Genomic DNA, 19,966 nt, shown 5'->3' with positions numbered 1-19,966 from the left:
TTCCATTCATCCCCTCTCTCCCCTATAAAGACATAATCATAAGAGCGCTCTGTCCCCATCTTGGTGGCTCATGACTTGTTGAAACTAGCAAATTCGGAAACAAAGGGGACACATCGCTTCTAAGAACCGATTCGTCCCCTTCTTGGCATCCGTTGTAATCCAATTTAGCAAATATGCCGATATAACTTCGGTTCAAACTGTTTCTTTAAAGTTCTACAGCATGTCCGCCATCAAAGAAGTACAGCCACTTCCGATCTACCTTCCGCCCCAAAATATCTTCAATCGCCCGACCATACAGCTCCAGCTGAAAACGATAGTTTTTGGTCAATTCGTCTAGTCCTCCGCGATGTTCCAGCACCCGGTCTGTTTTGTAATCCAGCAGCGTAAGCTGGCCATCTACCTCATAAAGGCAATCAATGATACCCTGAACAAGTACGGTTTCATTATCCAAAGAAGCCTGAAGCCCACTATCTTCATCTACGGATTGCATTCCTGCATTCGAAGACAAATTGTGCAGCCATTCGGCGGGAGAATGTTCTGCTGGCATTCCATAGATAAACGGAATCTCCCGTTTCACCCAGTCTGCACGCAGCAGCTCAGTACCTGGTTCCGTATGGAAGAATTGAGCCAAATGTTCAGGCTCAATCACTTCTGCCTGATGAGGCAACAAAATCTGAAGTGTAACCAGCCTTGCAAGCGTCTGTTCAACAATTTCGGCATCCACTTTCGTTCCATCCATTGGCAAATGCTGCATCAGCGTGTGATACACAGTACCACGCTCAGCCCCCGTCAATTGCTTCTCTTCCATAAATTTCGGGCGGCGCAAATGCAATTTGAAGGAATGTTCACTCGTGGCATCCGTCCCTTCATGACGAATTTCACTGGTTTTATCCTCTGACTGCGGTTTTTCAAGAACTTCAACATTGTCCAGTTGTCTTTCCCGCTCCTCCATTACGAGTAGAGGCTGATGATCCTGTATCGCAAGTATAGCCTTTAATTCTGAGACGGACGTGCTCGCAGCCACCCGGGTTGCCGCTTCATATGGGTACGTCCATGATAGGCGCCGCTCTACGTTTTGCACCCATTCTGTATCGGTTGCAACCCGATCAATATTCACGTCTTCTCGTGAAGGTTCATCTTGCAAATCTCTAACCATCTCGTTATGGATTGGGGAAGGATGCAGATGTACCGGTTTCACTGCTTGCAGCGCGTTCATTCGTTCTAGGCGAGCTTCTGCCCATTCGTCTTCCTCACCCTGTTTCGAACCCACAAAGATCTCCTTGGATACCCATTCCGCAGACATGACGGAAATACTCCAGCGGGATTCATCATCCATCAGGCAAGCAGCATAGGAATCTTGTACACCAGCAAGTTCGCGTAACGAAGCAGCCGATGGATGGCGAATCAGAGACGGCCCGATCCAATCGAGATAACTCCGTCCAGCCGCTATCAGGTAATCAGGCAGAATCAGTTCCGAACTGTCTTTGATCTGTGACCAGGCCGCTGCTTTTTTGGCGGCATCCTTAACCGTACCAACCAGAATCATTTTCTCCTTGGGCCGAGTAAGTGCCACATATAGTACCCGCATCTCCTCAGCCAACAGCTCAAACTGGGCTCTGCGTCGAATCGCGAGATTTGCCAGTGTGGGATAAGCCACCCTATTTTCCCGATCCACAAACCTTGGACCGAATCCGAGCTCCTTGTGCATCAGGAACGGTGCATTCAGATCCTGCTGGTTGAACATCTTGGAAATGCCCGCCACAAATACAACTGGAAATTCCAAGCCTTTACTCCGGTGAATGGTCATAATTCGGACAGCATTATCCTGTTCTCCCGATCCGGCCACTGTTCCCAGATCCCCGCCGTTCTCACGAAGTCTGGAGACATAGGTCAAAAAGCGGAACAAGCCCCGGTTCGACGTAGCTTCTTCATATTGACGTGCACGGTCATACAGAGCTTTCAGGTTGCTTTGACGCTGTATACCTCCCGGAAGACCACCCACCCAGTCCAAATAGCCGGTCTCCCTGTATATACGCCAAATGAGTTCGCTCAGGCTGCCTTGACGTGCCTCAAGCCTCCATTGCTCCAGCTGGTCCATAAAACGAATTAATTTCCGTTGTAAATCTGAACCTGAATCCCCTGCACGCTCTTCTGTATCAGGATAAACGTCAGTTTCTCTATCCCCATCTGGAGATTGCTTCTCAAGCACATGGGGCTCTGCTGTAACAGCCGCCTCTTGCTCTGCCTGCTCCATTTCTGACCATATTTCCGGCCATTGCATCTGTATAGCGGATGAGTTATCATTTGGCACTTGTTCAATCTGGATAGCAGATACAACCGCGTCATAGAAAGATTGCCTTTTATCCCCCAGACGGATTTGTGCCAAATCCTCTTCATTTAAGCCCACAATCGGTGAACGAAGGACTGAGGCGAGCGGAATATCCTGTCTTGGGTTGTCCACGATCTGAAGCAGGGATAACATGATCTCCACTTCCGTTGCCTGAAAATACCCCTTGCTCTGCTCCCCCCCGGCCGGAATCCCCTGTTGCCTGAATTCCTCGATCATTAATGGAGCCCACATCAGGGCAGAACGCAGCAGGATGACAATGTCGCCGTAACGGGCAGGGCGCATTGTTTTTAACGCCTTATCGTACACATTCAGCGCAGGCTGATCGGTATCGCCAACCATCTCCCGAATGCGCCGAGCCATAGCCCGTGCTTCCAGTTGGGCTGTTTCCAGTTCGACACTTTCGAGTTCAGCCGACGCCAGCTGATCTCCATTTTCATCTACACTCTCGCCCAGATCCGGTCCCCCGCCTTGTCGGTCAATCAGCAGCAGCTCGGGTGTATAGGCCTCATCTCCCTCGGTTTCCGGTGGAAACGAAGCCCCGTAGGCAAGCTGTGCCCGTTCGTCATAAGCGATCTCTGCTACGCCCTCATTCATGAGCTGCCGGAACAGCATATTCACCGAATGAACCACCTCAGCACGACTGCGGAAGTTACGTGCCAGGTCAATTCGTCTGCCTGCACGACGAGTACTTCCTTCTCCTTCATCGCTTTGGGTGCCAGAGTTATATTGACGGTATTTATTCAGAAATAGTCCCGGCTCAGCCAAGCGGAAACGGTAAATACTCTGTTTCACATCTCCTACCATAAAGCGATTGCCCGGATTCTCCCTTGAAATCAGCCTTACGATATCTTCCTGAACGGTATTGGTATCCTGATATTCATCGAGCAGCACCTCATCGAAACGTGCCCTGTATTCCATCGCCGCATCTGAAGGCATGGAGCGCTCTGGCGTGGAATCCTCATGCCGCAAAATGTGAAGACAATAATGTTCCAGATCGCTAAAATCAACCTGCCCACGTTCTTGTTTGGCCAGCTTGTAACGTTCGCCGAACTCACTTACAAGTTTGGACAGTTCCTGCATGAGCGGAGCAGCCTGCTCCAGCTCCTGCCAGAAGGAAAATGCACTCCGTCCAAAGAGCGAGCCTTTCAGATCGGTGATTGCCTTTTTGGCTGCCTCCCGAAGTTCCTTCACTTGTTCCTGAAGCGCCGGATCGGTTTGATCCTTTTTGCAGGGTTTCAGCTTGCCAAAAGCCGCTGGCTGAAATACTTCAGGCAGTCTCTCCCAAGGCATAACCTCCACTGCAGACAAAAGTTCCTCCACCATGGCCAGATCTTCCTTTAGCGTATCCGCGTACGGTTTGGGCCCTTCCGGTTGCATCGCAATGCCAATACCTTGACGCAAGAGTCCCGCTGCACCGCTCAGGGTAAGTGCGGCATCGCGTAAAATGCTCTGTACCCATGCTGAATTGCCAAGCGTTTCTACGCTTTCAACTTGAAATGCAGACGCCATTTCTGCGAGCCAGTGATCCGGCCAGGAGTGACTGCGCGAGAAATCATATAGGCGCTGCACAAGCCGATGCATAGCATCATCGTTTCTTTCACCGCTAAACCAGTCCACAAGCTCACGGAATGTGCTGCCTTCGTCTTCTTCCCCGTATTTATCTTCAAATAGCTCTTCCAGGAGCTCCTGACGCAGCATTTCGGCTTCATTCTCGTTCAATATCCGGAAAGCCGGGTTAAGCGGAATTTGCTGATAGTAACGGCGAATGACTTCCATACAAAATGAATGCAGCGTTGTAATTGAAGCTCGCCCAAGCAGCGACAACTGTTTGCGCAGATGCTCTTCCTCTGTCTGTTCTTCGAGTGCACGCTCGAGTGCCTCCCGAATCCGCTGCTTCATCTCAGCTGCAGCTGCCTTCGTAAAGGTAGCCACCAGTAATCGATCCACACTGAAACCACGGGAAGGATCGGCTATTTTGCGAATAATCCGTTCAACCAGCACGGCTGTTTTGCCCGACCCTGCTGCTGCTGCAACGAGAATGTCTTCGCCATTCTGGGAGATCGCGCTCCACTGGTCATCGCTCCAGAAGCTGCCTTCCGGTTTTGGCATATTCGTCATGACGTCTCCCCTCCCTTGTTGTGTGACAGCATGTCCCAGATTTGCTGTTTGCCCGGTTTGGACAACAGATTATATTCATTGCCTTCAATATTCTCATCAAATTGACAGACAGGCTTAAACGGACAGAATGTGCATGCAACCTCCTGCTGAATGCGATACGGTTCTATTGCCACGTCCCCTTCTGTAATCCGGGTCCCGATCTCCCGAATATTGCCTCGAACAGATGCGAGCAAGGTGTCCCATTGTTCCGGTGTAGCTACCGCTGCACTGCTATAGAAGCTGCCGTCAGCTTTAAGCGCGACAGGAATAATGGCCGAATAGCCCTTATCCAGCGTGTTATCCATCTGTGCGATGGCATCACGATCTGCCAGAAGCAAACCCTTCATTTTGAAGCGTTTCAGGAGTTCCTGTCCTGCATGTTCTGACGTCATGCCGTTCGCGGATTGCAGCAATGGATTATGCACATGAAAATACAGTGTTCCTCCAGGCATTGCTGATTCTCCCAGCCACTCTTCGGCAGCACTAAGCAGCACTTCCAGATACGTGAGCATCTGCAGGGACAGTCCATAGTACACTTCATGCAGCTTGAGATCCGTCTGGCTTGATTTGTAGTCGATAACCCGGAGAAGCAAACCATTCTCACCCTCGGCCACATCGACCCGGTCAATCCGGCCCACAATCTCCATCACACATCCATTCTCAAGTTCGAAACGAAGAGGCGGCAGGGGCTTGCCTGGCCCAAAGTCCAGCTCAAGACCAATAGGTTCAAAACTTCCCCGTCTGGATTGCTCGCCCAAAATGACCGAAGCCCGGCTTACAATATCCTTCAATTTGCGGAAAATGTAGCCGTATCGCTTCGTGCTCAGCAAAATCTCTCCCTGAAGCTGGGGTGCAATCTGATCGACCGTTTGCTCCGCTTCCTTGCGGCACTGTTCCGGAGAAAGGCTGCCCCAGCTGCGGTTCTCTTCACGCAGTCGTATAGCCAGTTGACTCAGCGCAGCATGGAACAGCTGCCCGATATCCGGAGCCTGAAGCCGGTACAGCTGACGTTCTTTCAATCGTAAGCCATGCGAGGCAAAATGGGAAAATGGACAGGCCACGAATCGTTCCATTCGCGAAACACTTGTCCGCACCTCCGTGCCATATAGCCGCCGGCTCGTTGAAGTACGCAGCGGCAATGCCCGGTTGCGATAAAAAATGGAGCCCAGCAAACGTTCCAGCTGAGGTCGAAGTGTCTCATTGGAACAATGCCAGTTGTAAACCGACCACCAGAGCTCTGGAATCTCCTCTCCCCTGCGCCATCTGCGCAGCTGCCCAATCAGAACAGACAGACTCTGCTCTGGATGAATGACATAAGGCCAGTGAGCTTCTTCCGAATCGGTTACTGGCGGCTGTGCAAGAAGTGGTGATTCATTCAGCCCAAACATCTTTCGTACATGTCTCACAATTTCCGAAGGCAGCAGCGTTTTGCCCTCATCGTCAGCCACAGGGTAACTTAACCACAACTGCTTACTTGCAGCAGTCAAGGCGGTATAGATCAGGAAACGCTCGTCCAGCATTCGTCTTGTTGTTCCAGGTCCGAGACCAAGACCTCTTTCGGTCAGCAGCTCCCGCTCCTGCTCCGTTAACACGCCATCTTCCTGCGGCACAGCCGGCAGCTCACCGTCCACGGCACCCAGGATGAATACATATTGGATACCCTGCAGCCGCGTCCGGTCCATGGAACCGACCAGCACCTGATCCAGCGCCGGTGGAACAAGTCCTAGCTTCAGCTCGGTTAACCCCGTTTCCATCAGACCCGCGAACAAATCGATGTCCAGTCGTTCGGCTCCCATCATGTCCACCATCTGGTCCAGCAGATCCAGGACTGCTCCCCACATCTGACGATGTTCCCGCGAACGCTCCGGGTCGCCCTGAGCTGTTGCCGCAGCAGACATCATTTCCAGCTTCCAGGGAATTTCTGCGTCTTCGAGTAGTCCATATAGCGCAGCACACTGTTCTTTTGCCGTCTTGGCTTTGATCATGCGTTTCTCAAACGCAGCCATTGGATCCGTAATGACTGTTCGGCATTTTTCCATGAGCGACAGCATTTGTTCCCGCCCTTGGCTTCGGCCTTCCTGGCCATTGTCTTCCAGAGACAGACTGGGGACGTATTTCCAAGGCTTGCCGTCGGTCCAGCGGTAACCGTGGATTCCACAGGCGAGGATATAGTTTTCGAGCTGGTCCATGTCTTCACGAGTGATAGAACCATCACGTGGAAGCAGCAGATCCGTTTTGACACAGCGAAATACATCTTCGTAACGCCAGCGGCGACGAACGACATCAATTGCAGAACGAATGAATTCGGAGAGCGGATGATGAAGCTCACTTCTTCTACGGTCCAGGAAAACCGGCACGTCATGATCCCTGAACAATGGCTCGGCAATATCGGCATAGGCATCCAGCTGACGAACGAGTACGGCCATATCCCGGTAACGCACGCCTTCCTCCTGAGCCAATCTGCGCATTTCACGCAGTGCCCCTTCCATCTCAGCCCTGCGATTCTCCGCTGCGTATAACTTCACGCCCGCATCGCGGCCATCACTTTTCCAACGAATCCGTCGGTCGAACCCAGACTCTAGATGGGCCAAACCAGGGCTGTGCTCATATCTTGGCAAAACATCCGGCTGCAGCACTGTGGTTTCACTCAAAACTCCCAGATCATCAGCCATACCTTTGAGCCGCGCATATGCGCTCGCTGTTGGATGGAACAGATCCAGTTCGCTGGGAAGAGCCCCGTGATCATATGGACGGTCCAGAGTCAACGTGATGGTTACTGAAGAAGACTGAAGCATCAGCCTTCCTATCACGCTCATTTCCTGCGGGGTAAAGCCCTGAAAACCGTCAATCCAGATTTGTGCATCCTGAAGAAGCTCACTTTCTACCAAACGGTCGTTCAATTCTGTCAACGTGTCTTCATCATCGATGTAGAGTTCCGTTAGTTCCTGTTCATAATCTCGATATATAAGAAGCAAATCATGTAACTTATCACCCAGGATCGGTGCCGAAGAAGACGTATTCCACGTAGAAAGACCTTCTTCCAACAAGCCGGGATCTAGTTCATAACGCTTAAACTCACTGTATAAATCATTCAAATGCCCGATAAAGCCCAATTGATTGCCCGAAGCGCCAAAAAGCTTCAACTCTTCCTTGCGCCGCTGAAGCACTTTATAGAGCAGCATCTTTTTCCCCTCGGCACCAATTGGAATTCGCGCAGAACCACCTGCTTCCTGCATGATACGATAGGCTAATCGGCGAAAACCCAGTACTTCTGCACGCATGGTACCTTTAATTGCGCCAGAAGAAACCAGGGCCTGCTCGGTACGAAACGAGCTCTGCTCCGGAACCAGCCATATGAGTGGTTTGCCTTGAGGTTCCTTTTGAAGCAAAGACGTAATTTCCCGGGTAATCAGCGTCGTCTTGCCGCTGCCTGCCCGGCCAATAATAAAGCGTACAGACATGTCCAATCCTCCAAACCATCACGAACAAGATTTTAATTCCCAGTATAACATATCTGACCTCGTTCGGAACATACGTTTGCCACAATCCGGTAAAGCCAGGCTGATTTCCTGTAACACGAAACAAGCCCACAGCTAACTACACCGTGGACTTGTTTCTTAACGTCATTTTTTTGCAAATGACAGATCAGTTTGTTTTGCTGCGCACTTCAAAAATTGCAAATTTCAAGTAATGTCCCTCATCCACGCCCAAAATTTGCGGGTGATCCTTGCCGGCAGCTTTCCATTCAATCAGACGCAGTACTTTACCCGCGTCTTCAGCTGCATCCGCAATCGTTTCCAGGAAGAGATCAGGGCGCATATGATACGAACAGCTCGCCGTCACCAAATACCCACCTTCATTCACAAGTTTCATGCCATGCAGGTTAATATCCTTGTATCCACGGCACGCCCCTTTGACTGCCGATTTTGTTTTGGCGAAGGCAGGTGGGTCAAGAATGACCACATCAAATGTTTTCCCGCCACCAGCTGCAAGGGCTTTGGAAGTATCTACTTTCTGTTCAGCTGCGCGTGCACGTACGGAACGCTCTTCTACTCCTTTGACCTGTTCACGTAAGTACTGGAATGCGTCAGCGACAACAAACTCTACCCGATCGGTGAATCCGTTCAACTCTACGTTGGTGCGGGCACTTTCAATAGCATGCTCTGAAATATCAAGGCATGTGACTTTTTTGGCTCCATATTTACAAGCATTCAGTGTGAAACTGCCTGTGTGTGAGAAACACTCCAGGACGGTAGCACCGTCCCAATAAGGGAAAGTTACCACTTTACCACTTTTATTTACGGGCAACAGCTGTTTGCTTCCATCCTGCTCCACTTCCTGCAAGGAGATTCCGCTTTTGTAACCCCAGCCCTTCATGAGCGGTTCAATTGCAGCCCGATTCTCACGCTGGTCGAAGAAATAACCCGTTTTCTGGCCTTCTACGATATCGACTTTAATAAGCAATCCATTCTCGGTTACCGTAACATGACGCGGGCACTCCCCGTAGAGCGGTCCCTTTGTCTGCTCCAGCCCTTCCAACTCCCTGATAGGCACATCACTGCGCTCATAAATCCCCTCCGGCTGCATCACTTCAATTAGAGCCTGTACGATGGCTTCACGGCAGCGGTCCATTCCCAAGGTAAGCAGTTGTACAACGAGAATGCTGCCAAAACGATCCACGATCAGACCTGGCAGAAAATCAGCTTCCCCATAAACCAAACGATAGGCCTCTCCATCCTGGATAAAACGTTCCCGGTGACGCAGGCAGTCGCTGAAGCGAGCGGCAAAAAAGGCTGTGTCCATTTGCTCAAACTCCAGCGGTTGATAAGAAACGACTCTCACTGTAATCTGTGATGCCGGGTTATAGTATCCTGTCGCCAGATAACGTCCTTGATGATTTAATACATTGACCAGATCTCCTGGTTCGGGGTTACCGTCAACCGAGGCTATCTCGTTGTTATATATCCATGGATGTGCATGTTCAAGCCGCTTTTTGCGACTGCGTTCCAGTGTAACCGATGGCAAGGTAAATCCACTTCCTTTGTTGTAAGTTAGTTGAAAAGATAGGTTTAGTGCAAAGGGAGACCGCTTCGGGGACAGATCGGTCTTCCGATCGCTGTTATCCCCAGATTTTCTGATTCCCTTTTCACAAAGGGAAAATCCCGGGATAAACGCGAACGCTTCGCTTCTCCAGATCCCATTCCGTCCCCTCCGCTCCGTTTGCACGAATCACCGTACCTTTTGAATTGTGAGATGAGTATGGTAAGGACTAAATTGAAAGCTGTTTCCCACCGATTTCCTCTGGCTGTCATGGTTGTCCTCTCTTACTCATAAGATGAGATAACGACTAGGCACGGAAGGACTGATGGAACGAGATGTTTAGAGATGTTGTGCTGCCGCTTATCTATGGGCTGATTATCTTTTTTGGTGGAATGAAACTGATGGAAACAGCCTTGCAGCGAATGGCTGGGCCGATGCTGGCCGGATGGCTTAACCGGGCTACCTCTGCGCCCTGGAAAGGCATGGCTTTCAGTGCAGGAGCCACGGCAATATTACAGAGCAGTACTGCAGTTACAGTCCTCACCATCGGCCTCGCGAATGCAAAATTGATTACCTATGGTCGCACGCTTGGCATTATTCTGGGCACGAACATCGGTACATGCCTGACAACCGAGTTGATTGGGTTACAGATTGGACGTGCTGCCCTGCCCCTGCTTGTGATTTCTCTTACAGGTTGGGCTGTCTTTGTTGTTCTAAGTGAACGTAATCAAGCAGCCCCTGAACATACCCAAAGATTCCTGACTAACTCACAGTACAGCTTTCTTGCCTCTGCTGGTTTTGCTCTGGTCATGACTGGCATTCAGGTCATGCAATCCATCGCCGTCCCCCTGCGCAGCATGGGCGTATTTCAGTGGTTTTTGGATCGCTCGGCTGACAGCTTATGGTGGGGATTCCTGGCAGGTGCCTGCCTTACGGCTCTCATCCATAGCAGTGCTGCTGTCATCAGCATGGCGATTACGCTGGCTGCCACAGGTGTGCTGCCTGTGGAGATCGGTATTGCCATCGTGATCGGGTCCAATGTCGGGACATGTGTCACAGCTGTCATTGCAGCCGCCGGCGGAGCGTCCGCAGGCAAATTCGTTGCGGCCTCCCATGTCGTATTGAACATTGCGGGAGCCTTGCTTTTCATGCCGCTGATCGGCCAGCTGCATGCAGCTTCAGCCTGGCTGTCAGCGGACAACGGGGCGCAGATTGCGCATGCCCAGACCCTTTTTAACATCATCAGCTCACTGCTTGCATTACCACTGTGCTATCTGCCCATCTGGCACAAAAAACCACCGGCACACGCCCCATCAGCGAAGTCGCCCGCGGCTTGATGCTTGGCTCCTCTACTTAGCAATGAACCAAGCATCGCTGTATTCGGCAATTGCTATACGTTAATGCCCAGCTTGTTCAGTGCCACACGCAAGATGTTATCGTTGTTGTCGTAACCGTTCTGCTGCTGTCTTGACCAGGCTTCTTCTGGTGCGTACCAATCGACTCCCTTGATCTCTTCGATCTGTGGCTGCAGGTCTCCGCTCTCTGCTTCAACCAGATAATAGTGAACTTCCTTGTCTACCGGACCAAATTCAACATGTTGATACGTATAGGCAATGATATCGACAGGCTCCACAATTCGGCCCACCATGCCTGTCTCTTCCAAAATTTCGCGCAAAGCGGTTTGCTCTACCGTTTCTCCCGCTTCCATCTTGCCTTTGGCAAGTGTTGTTTTGCCATAACGATCAACAATGAGCTGAATTTGAAGACTTCCGTCTTCCCCTTTACGATAGACTACGCCGCCTGCCGATATTTCCTTTTTGTTCATCAGATTTCCCCCGTTCATGAATATGTCTTGCCTTTAGTTGAAAAACAAGGATCTCATCTCCCCGGGTACGCTCCCCAAGGAAATGAAATCCTTGTTTTTGATGCCACGATTACATCGCTGCAGACTTCAGATTATCTTCCAACACACGGACCAGTGTAGCCTGGCTTTCGTTCACACCAGCTTCGGTCACTTTGACACGGCACACTTTGCCGATCATGTCCGTAGAGCCATCAAATACGAGCTGAATATAGTTATCGCTATAACCGTGCAGTTTTCCGCTGCCTTCACGGCCTTTCGCTTCACCCTCCGGAATAACATCCAGAACCTGACCTACAAACTTCTGTGCATAAGCCAGCTGCATTTGTTCAGATAGGTCAATCAGTTCATGCACACGTGCATTTTTGACTTCTTCATCCACCTGGTCTTCCATCCGGGCTGCCGGCGTTCCTGTACGTTTGGAGTACGGGAATACGTGCATCTCCGAGAAACCGATTTTTTTCATCAATTCATAGCCGTTACGGAACATTTCGTCTGTCTCACCTGGGAAACCAACGATAACGTCCGTGGTAATAGCCACATCCGGCATTGCTTCACGAATGCGAAGCATTTTGTTATAAAATTCTTCGGTCGTGTACTTGCGGCGCATGCGTTTTAACACCGTGTCATCGCCCGCTTGCAGCGGAATATGGAAATGGCGTACAAGCTTGTCCGAACGTTTGATGACATCGAGCATCCGATCATCGATCTGGCTCGCTTCAATGGAACTGATACGGATGCGCTCTAGCCCTTCCACTTTGTCCAGATCCCACAGCAGATCAGTCAGATCATAGTTCTCCATATCGTCACCATACCCGCCCGTGTGAATGCCCGTTAGGACAATTTCCTTATATCCGGCAGATACGAGTTGATGAGCTTGCTGAACAATGCTGTTTGCTTCCCGGCTGCGGGAGAGCCCGCGTGACCATGGAATGATGCAGAACGTACAGAAGTTGTTGCATCCATCCTGAATTTTCAGGAATGCACGCGTACGATCCGCAAAGTCCGGCACGTCCATTTCCTCAAATACACGAGTTTTCATAATGTTCCGTACGGCATTCACCGGCTGACGGGACTCCTGAATTTCGCGAACGTAAGGCAAAATTTTATCCCGGTCCTGAGTTCCGATGACGAGATCCACTCCAGGAATGTCGAGAATTTCTGCAGGCGAAGTCTGGGCGTAACAGCCCGTAACAGCCACAATCGCATCCGGGTTGCGCCGAATGGCACGACGAATAATTTGACGGCTCTTTTTGTCCCCGGTATTCGTTACCGTACATGTATTAATCAAATATACATCTGCTGTCTGTTCATCGAAGTCCACTTGATCGTATCCTTCATTTTTGAACAATTGCCAGATCGCCTCTGTATCATAAAAGTTAACTTTGCAGCCCAAGGTGTAAAACGCCACGGATGGCATAATTACATTCCCCCCATTTCTCCGGATTCGTATAAAACACAAGTCAGCGCCGCCATCCCTGCGGTCTCGGCACGCAAAATGCGCTTGCCCAGCCCAACGGATACCGCGCCTGCCTGATCGGCTTCCAGCGTTTCTCTTTCGGAGAACCCGCCTTCAGGCCCAACCACGATCAACACGTCTGCAGCTGCACCGGGTGCGAGCTGTTCAATAAACGGCTTCAGCGCATCACGCAGCTGCTTGCCGTTCTCCTTTTCATAACAATAGCATACTAAACTGTAGCCCTCAAAAGAAGACAGCAGCCCTTTCCAGGAAAGTGGCTGCTCGACGGATGGAATGCGATTCCGATGACTTTGTTCAGCGGCTTCCTTGGCAATTTTGCGCCACCGCTCCAACCGTTTGCCTTCTTTCTTGGCATCATATTGGACAATCGTCCGTTCCGAGAGGAAAGGTACAAACGATACCGCTCCGATTTCGGTACATCTCTGAATAACCGTCTCCATTTTGTCGCCCTTCGGCAAGCTCTGGGCCACCGTTACGCGAATGCGAGCTTCATGGTCCATTTCCAGAGATTCCACGATATTTGCCGTTACCTGGCCAGCTTCGATACTCTCAATCTCCACCAAAGCCTCACGACTCTGCCCATCGCTGACAATCAGTTTATCTCCAGGCTTGCCACGCATCACTTTACTGATATGGCGCGCATCATCTCCCAAAATGACAACCGAATGCGCTGTAAGCTGTTCTGCAGATACAAAATAACGCTGCATGGGTTTATCCACCTATTCTTTCCTGTTATGACTGGCATTCACCCTGCCGCGCGGCAGGCGTGAATCCAATCGCCACAGATGATCATACAACTTTTATGTCCTTCTGACCAGTATTTCAGTCCAAAACGCCCTGAATCCATCCTTATTAAAACAAACCTAAAATCAAATATGAGAAATCAACATACATGTTGTATGCCAACTGGTATAAAGGTTGGATCGTTACTCTTTGCAAGGGAGGAATGATCAGAATTAAGAGAAAGATGAAAATGGACCATTGCTCTACTCCTTGAAGCTTGCGACTAATGGACGGTGGTAATATATCCTCAAGAATTCGATATCCGTCCAGAGGTGGCAGTGGGATCATGTTAAACAAAAACAGGAAAAAGTTCGTCAGGTTAAACATGTAAAAGAACGTGGAGATCGCTGTGAACAAGCGTTCATTCTCAATCCCGCCCATTACGCCAGAACCCACCAGCGAAGCATATATAATCGTTCCGACAACTGCTAGCAGCAAATTACTGAGCGGTCCAGCGAACGATACAATGACACCCATTAATCTTGGTTTATCAAAATTCGCACGGTTGACCGGAACAGGACGTGCCCAACCAAAACCCGCAATCACAAGCAGCAGTACACCAAACAAATCAAAATGCACTACCGGATTAAGGGTGACCCGACCCAGCAGCTTCGCGGTCGGATCCCCAAATTTATTGGCAAAGTACGCATGTGCAAACTCATGTACGGTGAAAGCTATCAGAATGGTTAGCAGGAAAAACGGGAGCTGATCAATGGGATAACGAAAGAACGAATTCAGAAAGTCCATCCGTTACCTCTTTCTGGCAACGTAAGCCAGCCAGTCCTCATCACGGTGGACCGCACTAATTTCAAAGCCGGAAGCAACGAGTGCATCATGCACAACCTGTTCTTTATTTTTCCAGATACCTGAAGCAATATAGACACCGCCCGGTTCCAGTGCATTGTATACATCATCAATAAACAGCATAATAATCTCGGCCAAAATATTGGCCACGATGACTTTCACAGGCAATTGAACGCCTAACGCAGGATCCTGGCTTCCAAGAACAGATAGGAGATCACTCTCTTTCACCGTAACTTGTTGTTCCAACCCGTTCAAATGCACATTCTCCTTCGCACTCGATACTGCAACCGGATCAAGGTCGAGCGCTAGCACATGTTTTGCGCCAAGCTGAATGGCACCAATCGCCAAAATACCCGAGCCTGTACCTACATCAATGACTTCCTCGCCGCCCTGGATCACCGTTTCCAGTGTCCGCAAGCATAGGGAGGTTGTCGGATGTGTACCGGTACCAAAAGCCATACCCGGATCCAGCTCGATGATCTTCTCTTCCGGACTCTCTGGTGTGTAATCTTCCCATGTTGGTTTAATCGTCAAACGATCGGAAACCCGAACCGGCTTAAAATACTGTTTCCAGGCATTCGCCCAGTCATCCTCATCCACTGTACGAACCTCGTACCGGATCTCGCCCGCATCAATATCAAATTCGGAAAGCTGCTCAATCCTCGGATTAACCTCGTTTTTAAGTGCTTCCATGTCCGTACCTTCCGAGAAATAACCTTTAATCACAGCCAAACCTTCAGGAATATCATTCAAAGGCAGTTCATACCACTGGCCATAAGACGTATCACGTTCTTTATTTAATGTGCCAGATTCTTCGATCGAGACACCTCCAGCACCTGCTTCATGCAAAAAATTCGAGATCATTTCCACAGCTTCTTCTGTGGTATGTATTGTTAGTTCATGCCATAACATACTTGATTTTTCCTCCTCATTTTTCAAACATCCCAATCATTGTACTACACAAGGGAGCAGGAGCACAAAACCGTTCCTGAGATTCAAACCAAAAAAACAGGACACCCGCAGTTTAACTGCTCGGATATCCTGTCTCGATTTTGCCCGAAAAAGAGGGAAAATCCTCAGCAAAAACGTCCACCATTCTGCGTAATCATCTCAGCCGCCTGAGGGAGATAGTCACTAGCTACAGAAACGGTCAACCGTATTTCTTGTCGGGAGGGAACTGATGCTCGCTGATCTGTCATATCCATAACCTCGCCATTAGATAACATCTCTGTCTCATCACTGATGAGTGCAAGTACATTCAGTTCGCCGCTGAATCCCCCCGTCAAGGCAGTAGGCGCTTCATCCATATGCTCCTGCGGTTCTGCGTCTCTAGAAAGGGACTCGCTCGTAAGACTCTCGATGCTCAACTGATTCGGATGCAGCAACGCCAGAGCTCTTCGTGCAGATTCAGCTTCAGACCAGCTTGTGAAGATCGCCTCGATCGTTACAGCCGAGCGTTCTTCATTCATGAAGCTCCCGTCCCTGACGACGATCAGCCGCTTCACTGCGTCGCAATGCCTCTACGTCATCATGGTCCGCAGCCTCAGCGCTGAATTCAACATCTTCGTTTTTTGCGGATTGCATCCGTTTCATCTTTTCCGTTTTGGTCAAAATCTTGCCTGGGCGTTCGTGCTCAGCCATCGTTATAATCCTCCTTCAAAATAGGTTAGTCCGCTTATCTCTAGATCATTCCACCAGCTTGTTCAATAATGGATAACGCCCGGTGATGTACTGCTTCGTCAACAACAACCGTTAACAATACATCTCTGCCGGTAGGACCTTCTTGTCCACCATCACTCATGCCACTTGCAGAGGGATCTGCTGCAGCCATGATTCCCGCTGTTGCATTCGTACCAAGCGCACCCGGTACCCACGATGAGAAGCTGCCGGAAACTCCTGGTGTGTAGGAAGCGCCACTGGGTCCAATACCTGCATAACGGCTGAAACGATTAATGGACAGGTCTTCCACACGCAAGGCTTCCAACTTTTTGGCTGCTCCCTCGGCCTGCTCCGGACTATGAAAATAGGCCAAAATATTTTTTTCGGTCATTCGGTTCACCTGCTTCCCAATATTTCGCATAACAGTTATGCATGATCGTTCTCGCCTTGCTATCTTTCCGCAGTATTGCTCATCTTATGCAGAATTCTCGCACTTGGAGCACCTGTTATTCGGAGCCTATGTCATGTAACGCAGGAGCTACAATCAACCTTAACCCTATGTATATATGTAAAAGGACACCACGCGTTAAACCGCTGTGGTGTCCTTACACATTGTTATATTTTGATACTCAGTCTCCGCGGAAAGCCCGTTTCACCCGGTCAAAGAAGGATTGTTCATGTTCATGTGTCTGCTCTCCATCTAAGGCAGCGATTTGACGAAGCAGATCTTTCTGCTCATCATTCAGCTTGCTCGGTGTAACAACAACCACCTTCACATGTTGATCCCCTTGGCCCATGCCGCGCAGGCGCGGAACCCCTTTGCCCTTGAGACGGAAATACGTTCCGGTTTGCGTACCCGCTGGAATTTTCAACTTCACTTTTTCAGTCAACGTTGGAATCTCAATCTCGTCACCCAATGCTGCCTGAGCAAATGTAAGTGGAATTTCGCAGTAAATATCATCGCCTTCACGCTCAAAGAAATCATGTGATTTCACACGAATGACGATATAAAGGTCTCCTGCTGGTCCACCTCGCAGACCACCTTCGCCTTCACCTGTCATGCGCAGTTGAGCACCGTCATCCACACCCGCCGGAATGCGAACATGAATTTTGCGCTGCTTGCGGACTTTACCGCTGCCGCTGCATGTAGTACATTTTTCTTCAATGATTTGACCAGAACCATTACAGTTCGAACAAGCACGACGATTGACCATCCGGCCAAATGGTGTGTTTTGCACGACTTCCTGCTGACCGCTACCTTGGCAGACGGAACAAGTCTTCGGCTTCGTACCTGGTTTGGCACCTGAACCATGACAAGTATCACAGCTTTCGGTGCGCGGAATGGTAATGTCGGTTTCTTTGCCAAATACCGCTTCCTTGAACTCAATGGTCATCGTGTACTGCAGATCATTTCCCCGCTGCGGAGCATTCGGATCACGTCGTCCGCCGCCACCGCCAAAGAACATATCGAAGATGTCGCCAAATCCGCCGCCGCCGAAATCACCGCCACCGCCGAATCCGCCCTGATTCGGATCGATATGACCATATTGATCATACTGAGCCCGTTTCTGGCTGTCGCTGACTACATCATAAGCTTCTTTTACTTCCTTAAACTTGGCTTCCGCATCTGCTGCCTTGTTCACGTCAGGGTGATACTGACGGGCAAGCTTACGGTATGCCTTTTTGATTTCCTCGTCGCTTGCATTTTTGCCGACGCCGAGTACCTCATAATAATCACGTTTTTCAGCCACTCTTCCACCCCCATAACATTCACCTTATCGCACATCGTGACAAAAGGAAAGTCAAAGCACGGAAGACCCGGCTATGACTTTCCCCTCGATCCGAACGTCACCGATGATTAATCCACGAAAAACCGCGAATTAGTTTTGTTTTTTATCTTCATCCACGACTTCGTAATCAGCGTCTACGACGTTGTCACGTTTAGCGGAACCTTGTTGCTCTTCAGCACCTTGAGCTGCTTGCTCTTGTGCCTGTGCTTGCTCATACAGTTTAACGGACAGTTGTTGAACGATCTCTGTCAGTTCTTCTGTAGCTGCTTTGATGTCTTCCAGGTTGTCGGAAGCCAGCACGCCTTGCAGTTTTTCTTTTGCAGCATTGGCTTTCTCAACTTCGCCAGCGTCTGCTTTTTCGCCAAGATCTTTGATCGTTTTGTCCACAGAGTAGATCAGTTGATCTGCACTGTTTTTCGCTTCAACGAGCTCTTTGCGTTTTTTATCTTCTTCAGCGTGCAGTTCAGCATCTTTCATCATTTGCTCAACTTCAGCATCGCTCAGACCGCTGGAAGACGTGATGGTGATTTTTTGCGTTTTGTTCGTACCTTTGTCTGTTGCAGATACGTTAACGATACCGTTGGCATCAATATCGAAGCTAACTTCGATTTGCGGAACGCCGCGTGGAGCCGGTGGAATATCTCCCAACATAAAGCGTCCCAGCGTTTTGTTGCCAGCTGCCATTTCGCGTTCCCCTTGCAGGACATGGATCTCAACGCTTGGTTGATTGTCTGCATAAGTGGAGAATACTTGGGATTTGGATGTAGGGATCGTTGTGTTGCGCTCGATCATTTTAGTGAATACGCCACCTGCAGTTTCGATACCCAGGGACAGTGGAGTTACGTCGAGCAATACCACGTCTTTCACGTCACCTGTCAGTACGCCCGCTTGTACAGCTGCGCCCAAAGCTACAACTTCATCCGGGTTAACGCCTTTGTGAGGCTCTTTTCCAGTCAGTTTCTTGATCGCTTCCTGTACTGCAGGAATACGTGTGGAACCACCAACCAGAACGATTTTGTCGATATCATTAGCAGTCATGCCAGCATCGCTCAATGCGCGGCGAGTTGGTTCAAGCGTACGCTCAACCAGACCAGCAGAGATTTCTTCGAATTTCGCACGGCTCAGGTTCAACTCCAAGTGCTGAGGAACGCCGTCAGCTACGGTGATGAACGGCAGGGAAATCGTTGTAGTCAATACGCCGGAAAGTTCTTTTTTCGCTTTTTCCGCTGCATCTTTCAAACGTTGAACCGCTGCTTTATCTTTGCTCAGGTCAATGCCTTGATCTTTTTTGAATTCACTTACGAGATAATCAATGATTACTTGGTCAAAGTCATCGCCACCCAGTTGGTTATCACCACTAGTCGCTTTAACTTCGAAGAAGCCGTCACCCAGTTCAAGGATGGATACGTCGAATGTACCGCCACCCAAGTCATATACGAGAATGGTTTGGTCTTCGGATTTCTCCATACCATATGCCAAAGCTGCTGCTGTTGGCTCGTTGACGATACGCAGAACTTCCAAACCTGCGATTTTACCTGCATCTTTGGTTGCTTGACGCTGGCTGTCATTGAAGTAAGCCGGTACAGTGATAACCGCTTGAGTTACCGTTTGGCCAAGGTAAGCTTCAGCATCGGATTTCAGTTTTTGCAGGATGATCGCAGAGATCTCTTGTGGAGAGTAGTCTTTGCTATCGATTGTTTCTTTGTGGGAAGTACCCATGTGACGTTTGATCGAAATGATCGTACGATCCGGATTCGTGATCGCTTGGCGTTTAGCTGTTTCACCAACAACGCGCTCTCCATCTTTTTTGAAACCCACTACGGATGGGGTTGTACGTGCGCCTTCCGGGTTTGGAATAACGACAGCCTCGCCGCCCTCCATTACCGCTACGCAAGAGTTGGTTGTTCCTAAGTCAATACCGATTACTTTGCTCATCGGAAAATTTCCTCCCTCAACTATTTAAAATGGATCAGGTTGATCCTTATTTGCAGTTCTTCCTTATCGCGCTCTATGTGTGTAAACCTTTATATTAAACTTCGTCA

The 19,966-nt window shown here is 49.7% G+C and carries 14 protein-coding genes; 1 reads left to right on the top strand and 13 read right to left on the bottom strand.

What is annotated here, in order from left to right:
• Window positions 1-205: 205 nt before the first annotated feature.
• The 3 genes from addA to ABGV42_RS23960 form a co-directional block, all read right to left on the bottom strand.
• Complete coding sequence (gene addA, locus ABGV42_RS23970) at window positions 206-4,468, bottom strand: helicase-exonuclease AddAB subunit AddA (RefSeq protein ID WP_347384005.1); 4,263 nt, start codon at window positions 4,466-4,468, stop codon at window positions 206-208.
• On the bottom strand, window positions 4,465-7,968 hold the full coding sequence (addB, locus tag ABGV42_RS23965; protein WP_347384004.1) for a helicase-exonuclease AddAB subunit AddB: 3,504 nt from the start codon (window positions 7,966-7,968) through the stop codon (window positions 4,465-4,467). The genes addA and addB overlap by 4 nt, the downstream gene beginning before the upstream one ends.
• A gap of 184 nt (window positions 7,969-8,152) precedes the next feature.
• The gene (locus ABGV42_RS23960; protein WP_347384003.1) at window positions 8,153-9,532 is read right to left on the bottom strand and encodes a class I SAM-dependent rRNA methyltransferase; all 1,380 of its coding nucleotides are present in this window, start codon (window positions 9,530-9,532) and stop codon (window positions 8,153-8,155) included.
• A 350-nt stretch (window positions 9,533-9,882) separates the two neighbouring features.
• Here ABGV42_RS23960 and ABGV42_RS23955 point away from each other — a divergent pair, with 350 nt between their 5' ends.
• A complete protein-coding gene (locus tag ABGV42_RS23955; protein ID WP_347384002.1) occupies window positions 9,883-10,884 on the top strand; it encodes a Na/Pi cotransporter family protein in 1,002 nt (333 codons plus the stop codon).
• Between the two features lie 53 nt (window positions 10,885-10,937).
• Here the strand turns inward: ABGV42_RS23955 and ABGV42_RS23950 are convergent, their stop codons facing one another.
• The 10 genes from ABGV42_RS23950 to dnaK all read right to left on the bottom strand — a co-directional run bounded on the left by ABGV42_RS23950 (window position 10,938) and on the right by dnaK (window position 19,859).
• On the bottom strand, window positions 10,938-11,375 hold the full coding sequence (locus ABGV42_RS23950; RefSeq protein ID WP_347384479.1) for an NUDIX hydrolase: 438 nt from the start codon (window positions 11,373-11,375) through the stop codon (window positions 10,938-10,940).
• A gap of 106 nt (window positions 11,376-11,481) precedes the next feature.
• Window positions 11,482-12,828: a tRNA (N(6)-L-threonylcarbamoyladenosine(37)-C(2))-methylthiotransferase MtaB gene (mtaB, locus tag ABGV42_RS23945; protein WP_347384001.1), complete on the bottom strand. Its 1,347-nt coding sequence runs from the start codon at window positions 12,826-12,828 to the stop codon at window positions 11,482-11,484.
• Between the two features lie 2 nt (window positions 12,829-12,830).
• The gene (locus ABGV42_RS23940; protein ID WP_347384000.1) at window positions 12,831-13,595 is read right to left on the bottom strand and encodes an RsmE family RNA methyltransferase; all 765 of its coding nucleotides are present in this window, start codon (window positions 13,593-13,595) and stop codon (window positions 12,831-12,833) included.
• Window positions 13,596-13,740: 145 nt separating this feature from the next.
• Entirely contained in the window at window positions 13,741-14,418 is a 678-nt protein-coding gene (locus ABGV42_RS23935; protein WP_347383999.1) for a site-2 protease family protein, read from the bottom strand.
• Between the two features lie 3 nt (window positions 14,419-14,421).
• The gene (gene prmA, locus ABGV42_RS23930; RefSeq protein WP_347383998.1) at window positions 14,422-15,387 is read right to left on the bottom strand and encodes a 50S ribosomal protein L11 methyltransferase; all 966 of its coding nucleotides are present in this window, start codon (window positions 15,385-15,387) and stop codon (window positions 14,422-14,424) included.
• Between the two features lie 164 nt (window positions 15,388-15,551).
• On the bottom strand, window positions 15,552-15,944 hold the full coding sequence (locus ABGV42_RS23925) for a hypothetical protein (protein ID WP_347383997.1): 393 nt from the start codon (window positions 15,942-15,944) through the stop codon (window positions 15,552-15,554).
• Window positions 15,937-16,116 carry a YfhD family protein gene (locus tag ABGV42_RS23920; protein ID WP_347383996.1) on the bottom strand — a complete coding sequence of 60 codons (180 nt, stop codon included), beginning with the start codon at window positions 16,114-16,116 and terminating at the stop codon, window positions 15,937-15,939. The genes ABGV42_RS23925 and ABGV42_RS23920 overlap by 8 nt, the downstream gene beginning before the upstream one ends.
• Window positions 16,117-16,156: 40 nt before the next feature.
• A complete protein-coding gene (locus tag ABGV42_RS23915; protein WP_095359515.1) occupies window positions 16,157-16,525 on the bottom strand; it encodes a hypothetical protein in 369 nt (122 codons plus the stop codon).
• Window positions 16,526-16,763: 238 nt separating this feature from the next.
• Window positions 16,764-17,885 carry a molecular chaperone DnaJ gene (gene dnaJ / locus ABGV42_RS23910; protein WP_095359516.1) on the bottom strand — a complete coding sequence of 374 codons (1,122 nt, stop codon included), beginning with the start codon at window positions 17,883-17,885 and terminating at the stop codon, window positions 16,764-16,766.
• Between the two features lie 129 nt (window positions 17,886-18,014).
• A complete protein-coding gene (gene dnaK / locus ABGV42_RS23905; protein WP_175397471.1) occupies window positions 18,015-19,859 on the bottom strand; it encodes a molecular chaperone DnaK in 1,845 nt (614 codons plus the stop codon).
• Window positions 19,860-19,966 lie beyond the last annotated feature (107 nt).

This window comes from Paenibacillus pabuli (assembly GCF_039831995.1).
In the GTDB taxonomy this organism is placed as follows: domain Bacteria; phylum Bacillota; class Bacilli; order Paenibacillales; family Paenibacillaceae; genus Paenibacillus; species Paenibacillus pabuli_C.
This window is presented reverse-complemented; position numbering and strand designations above follow the sequence as displayed.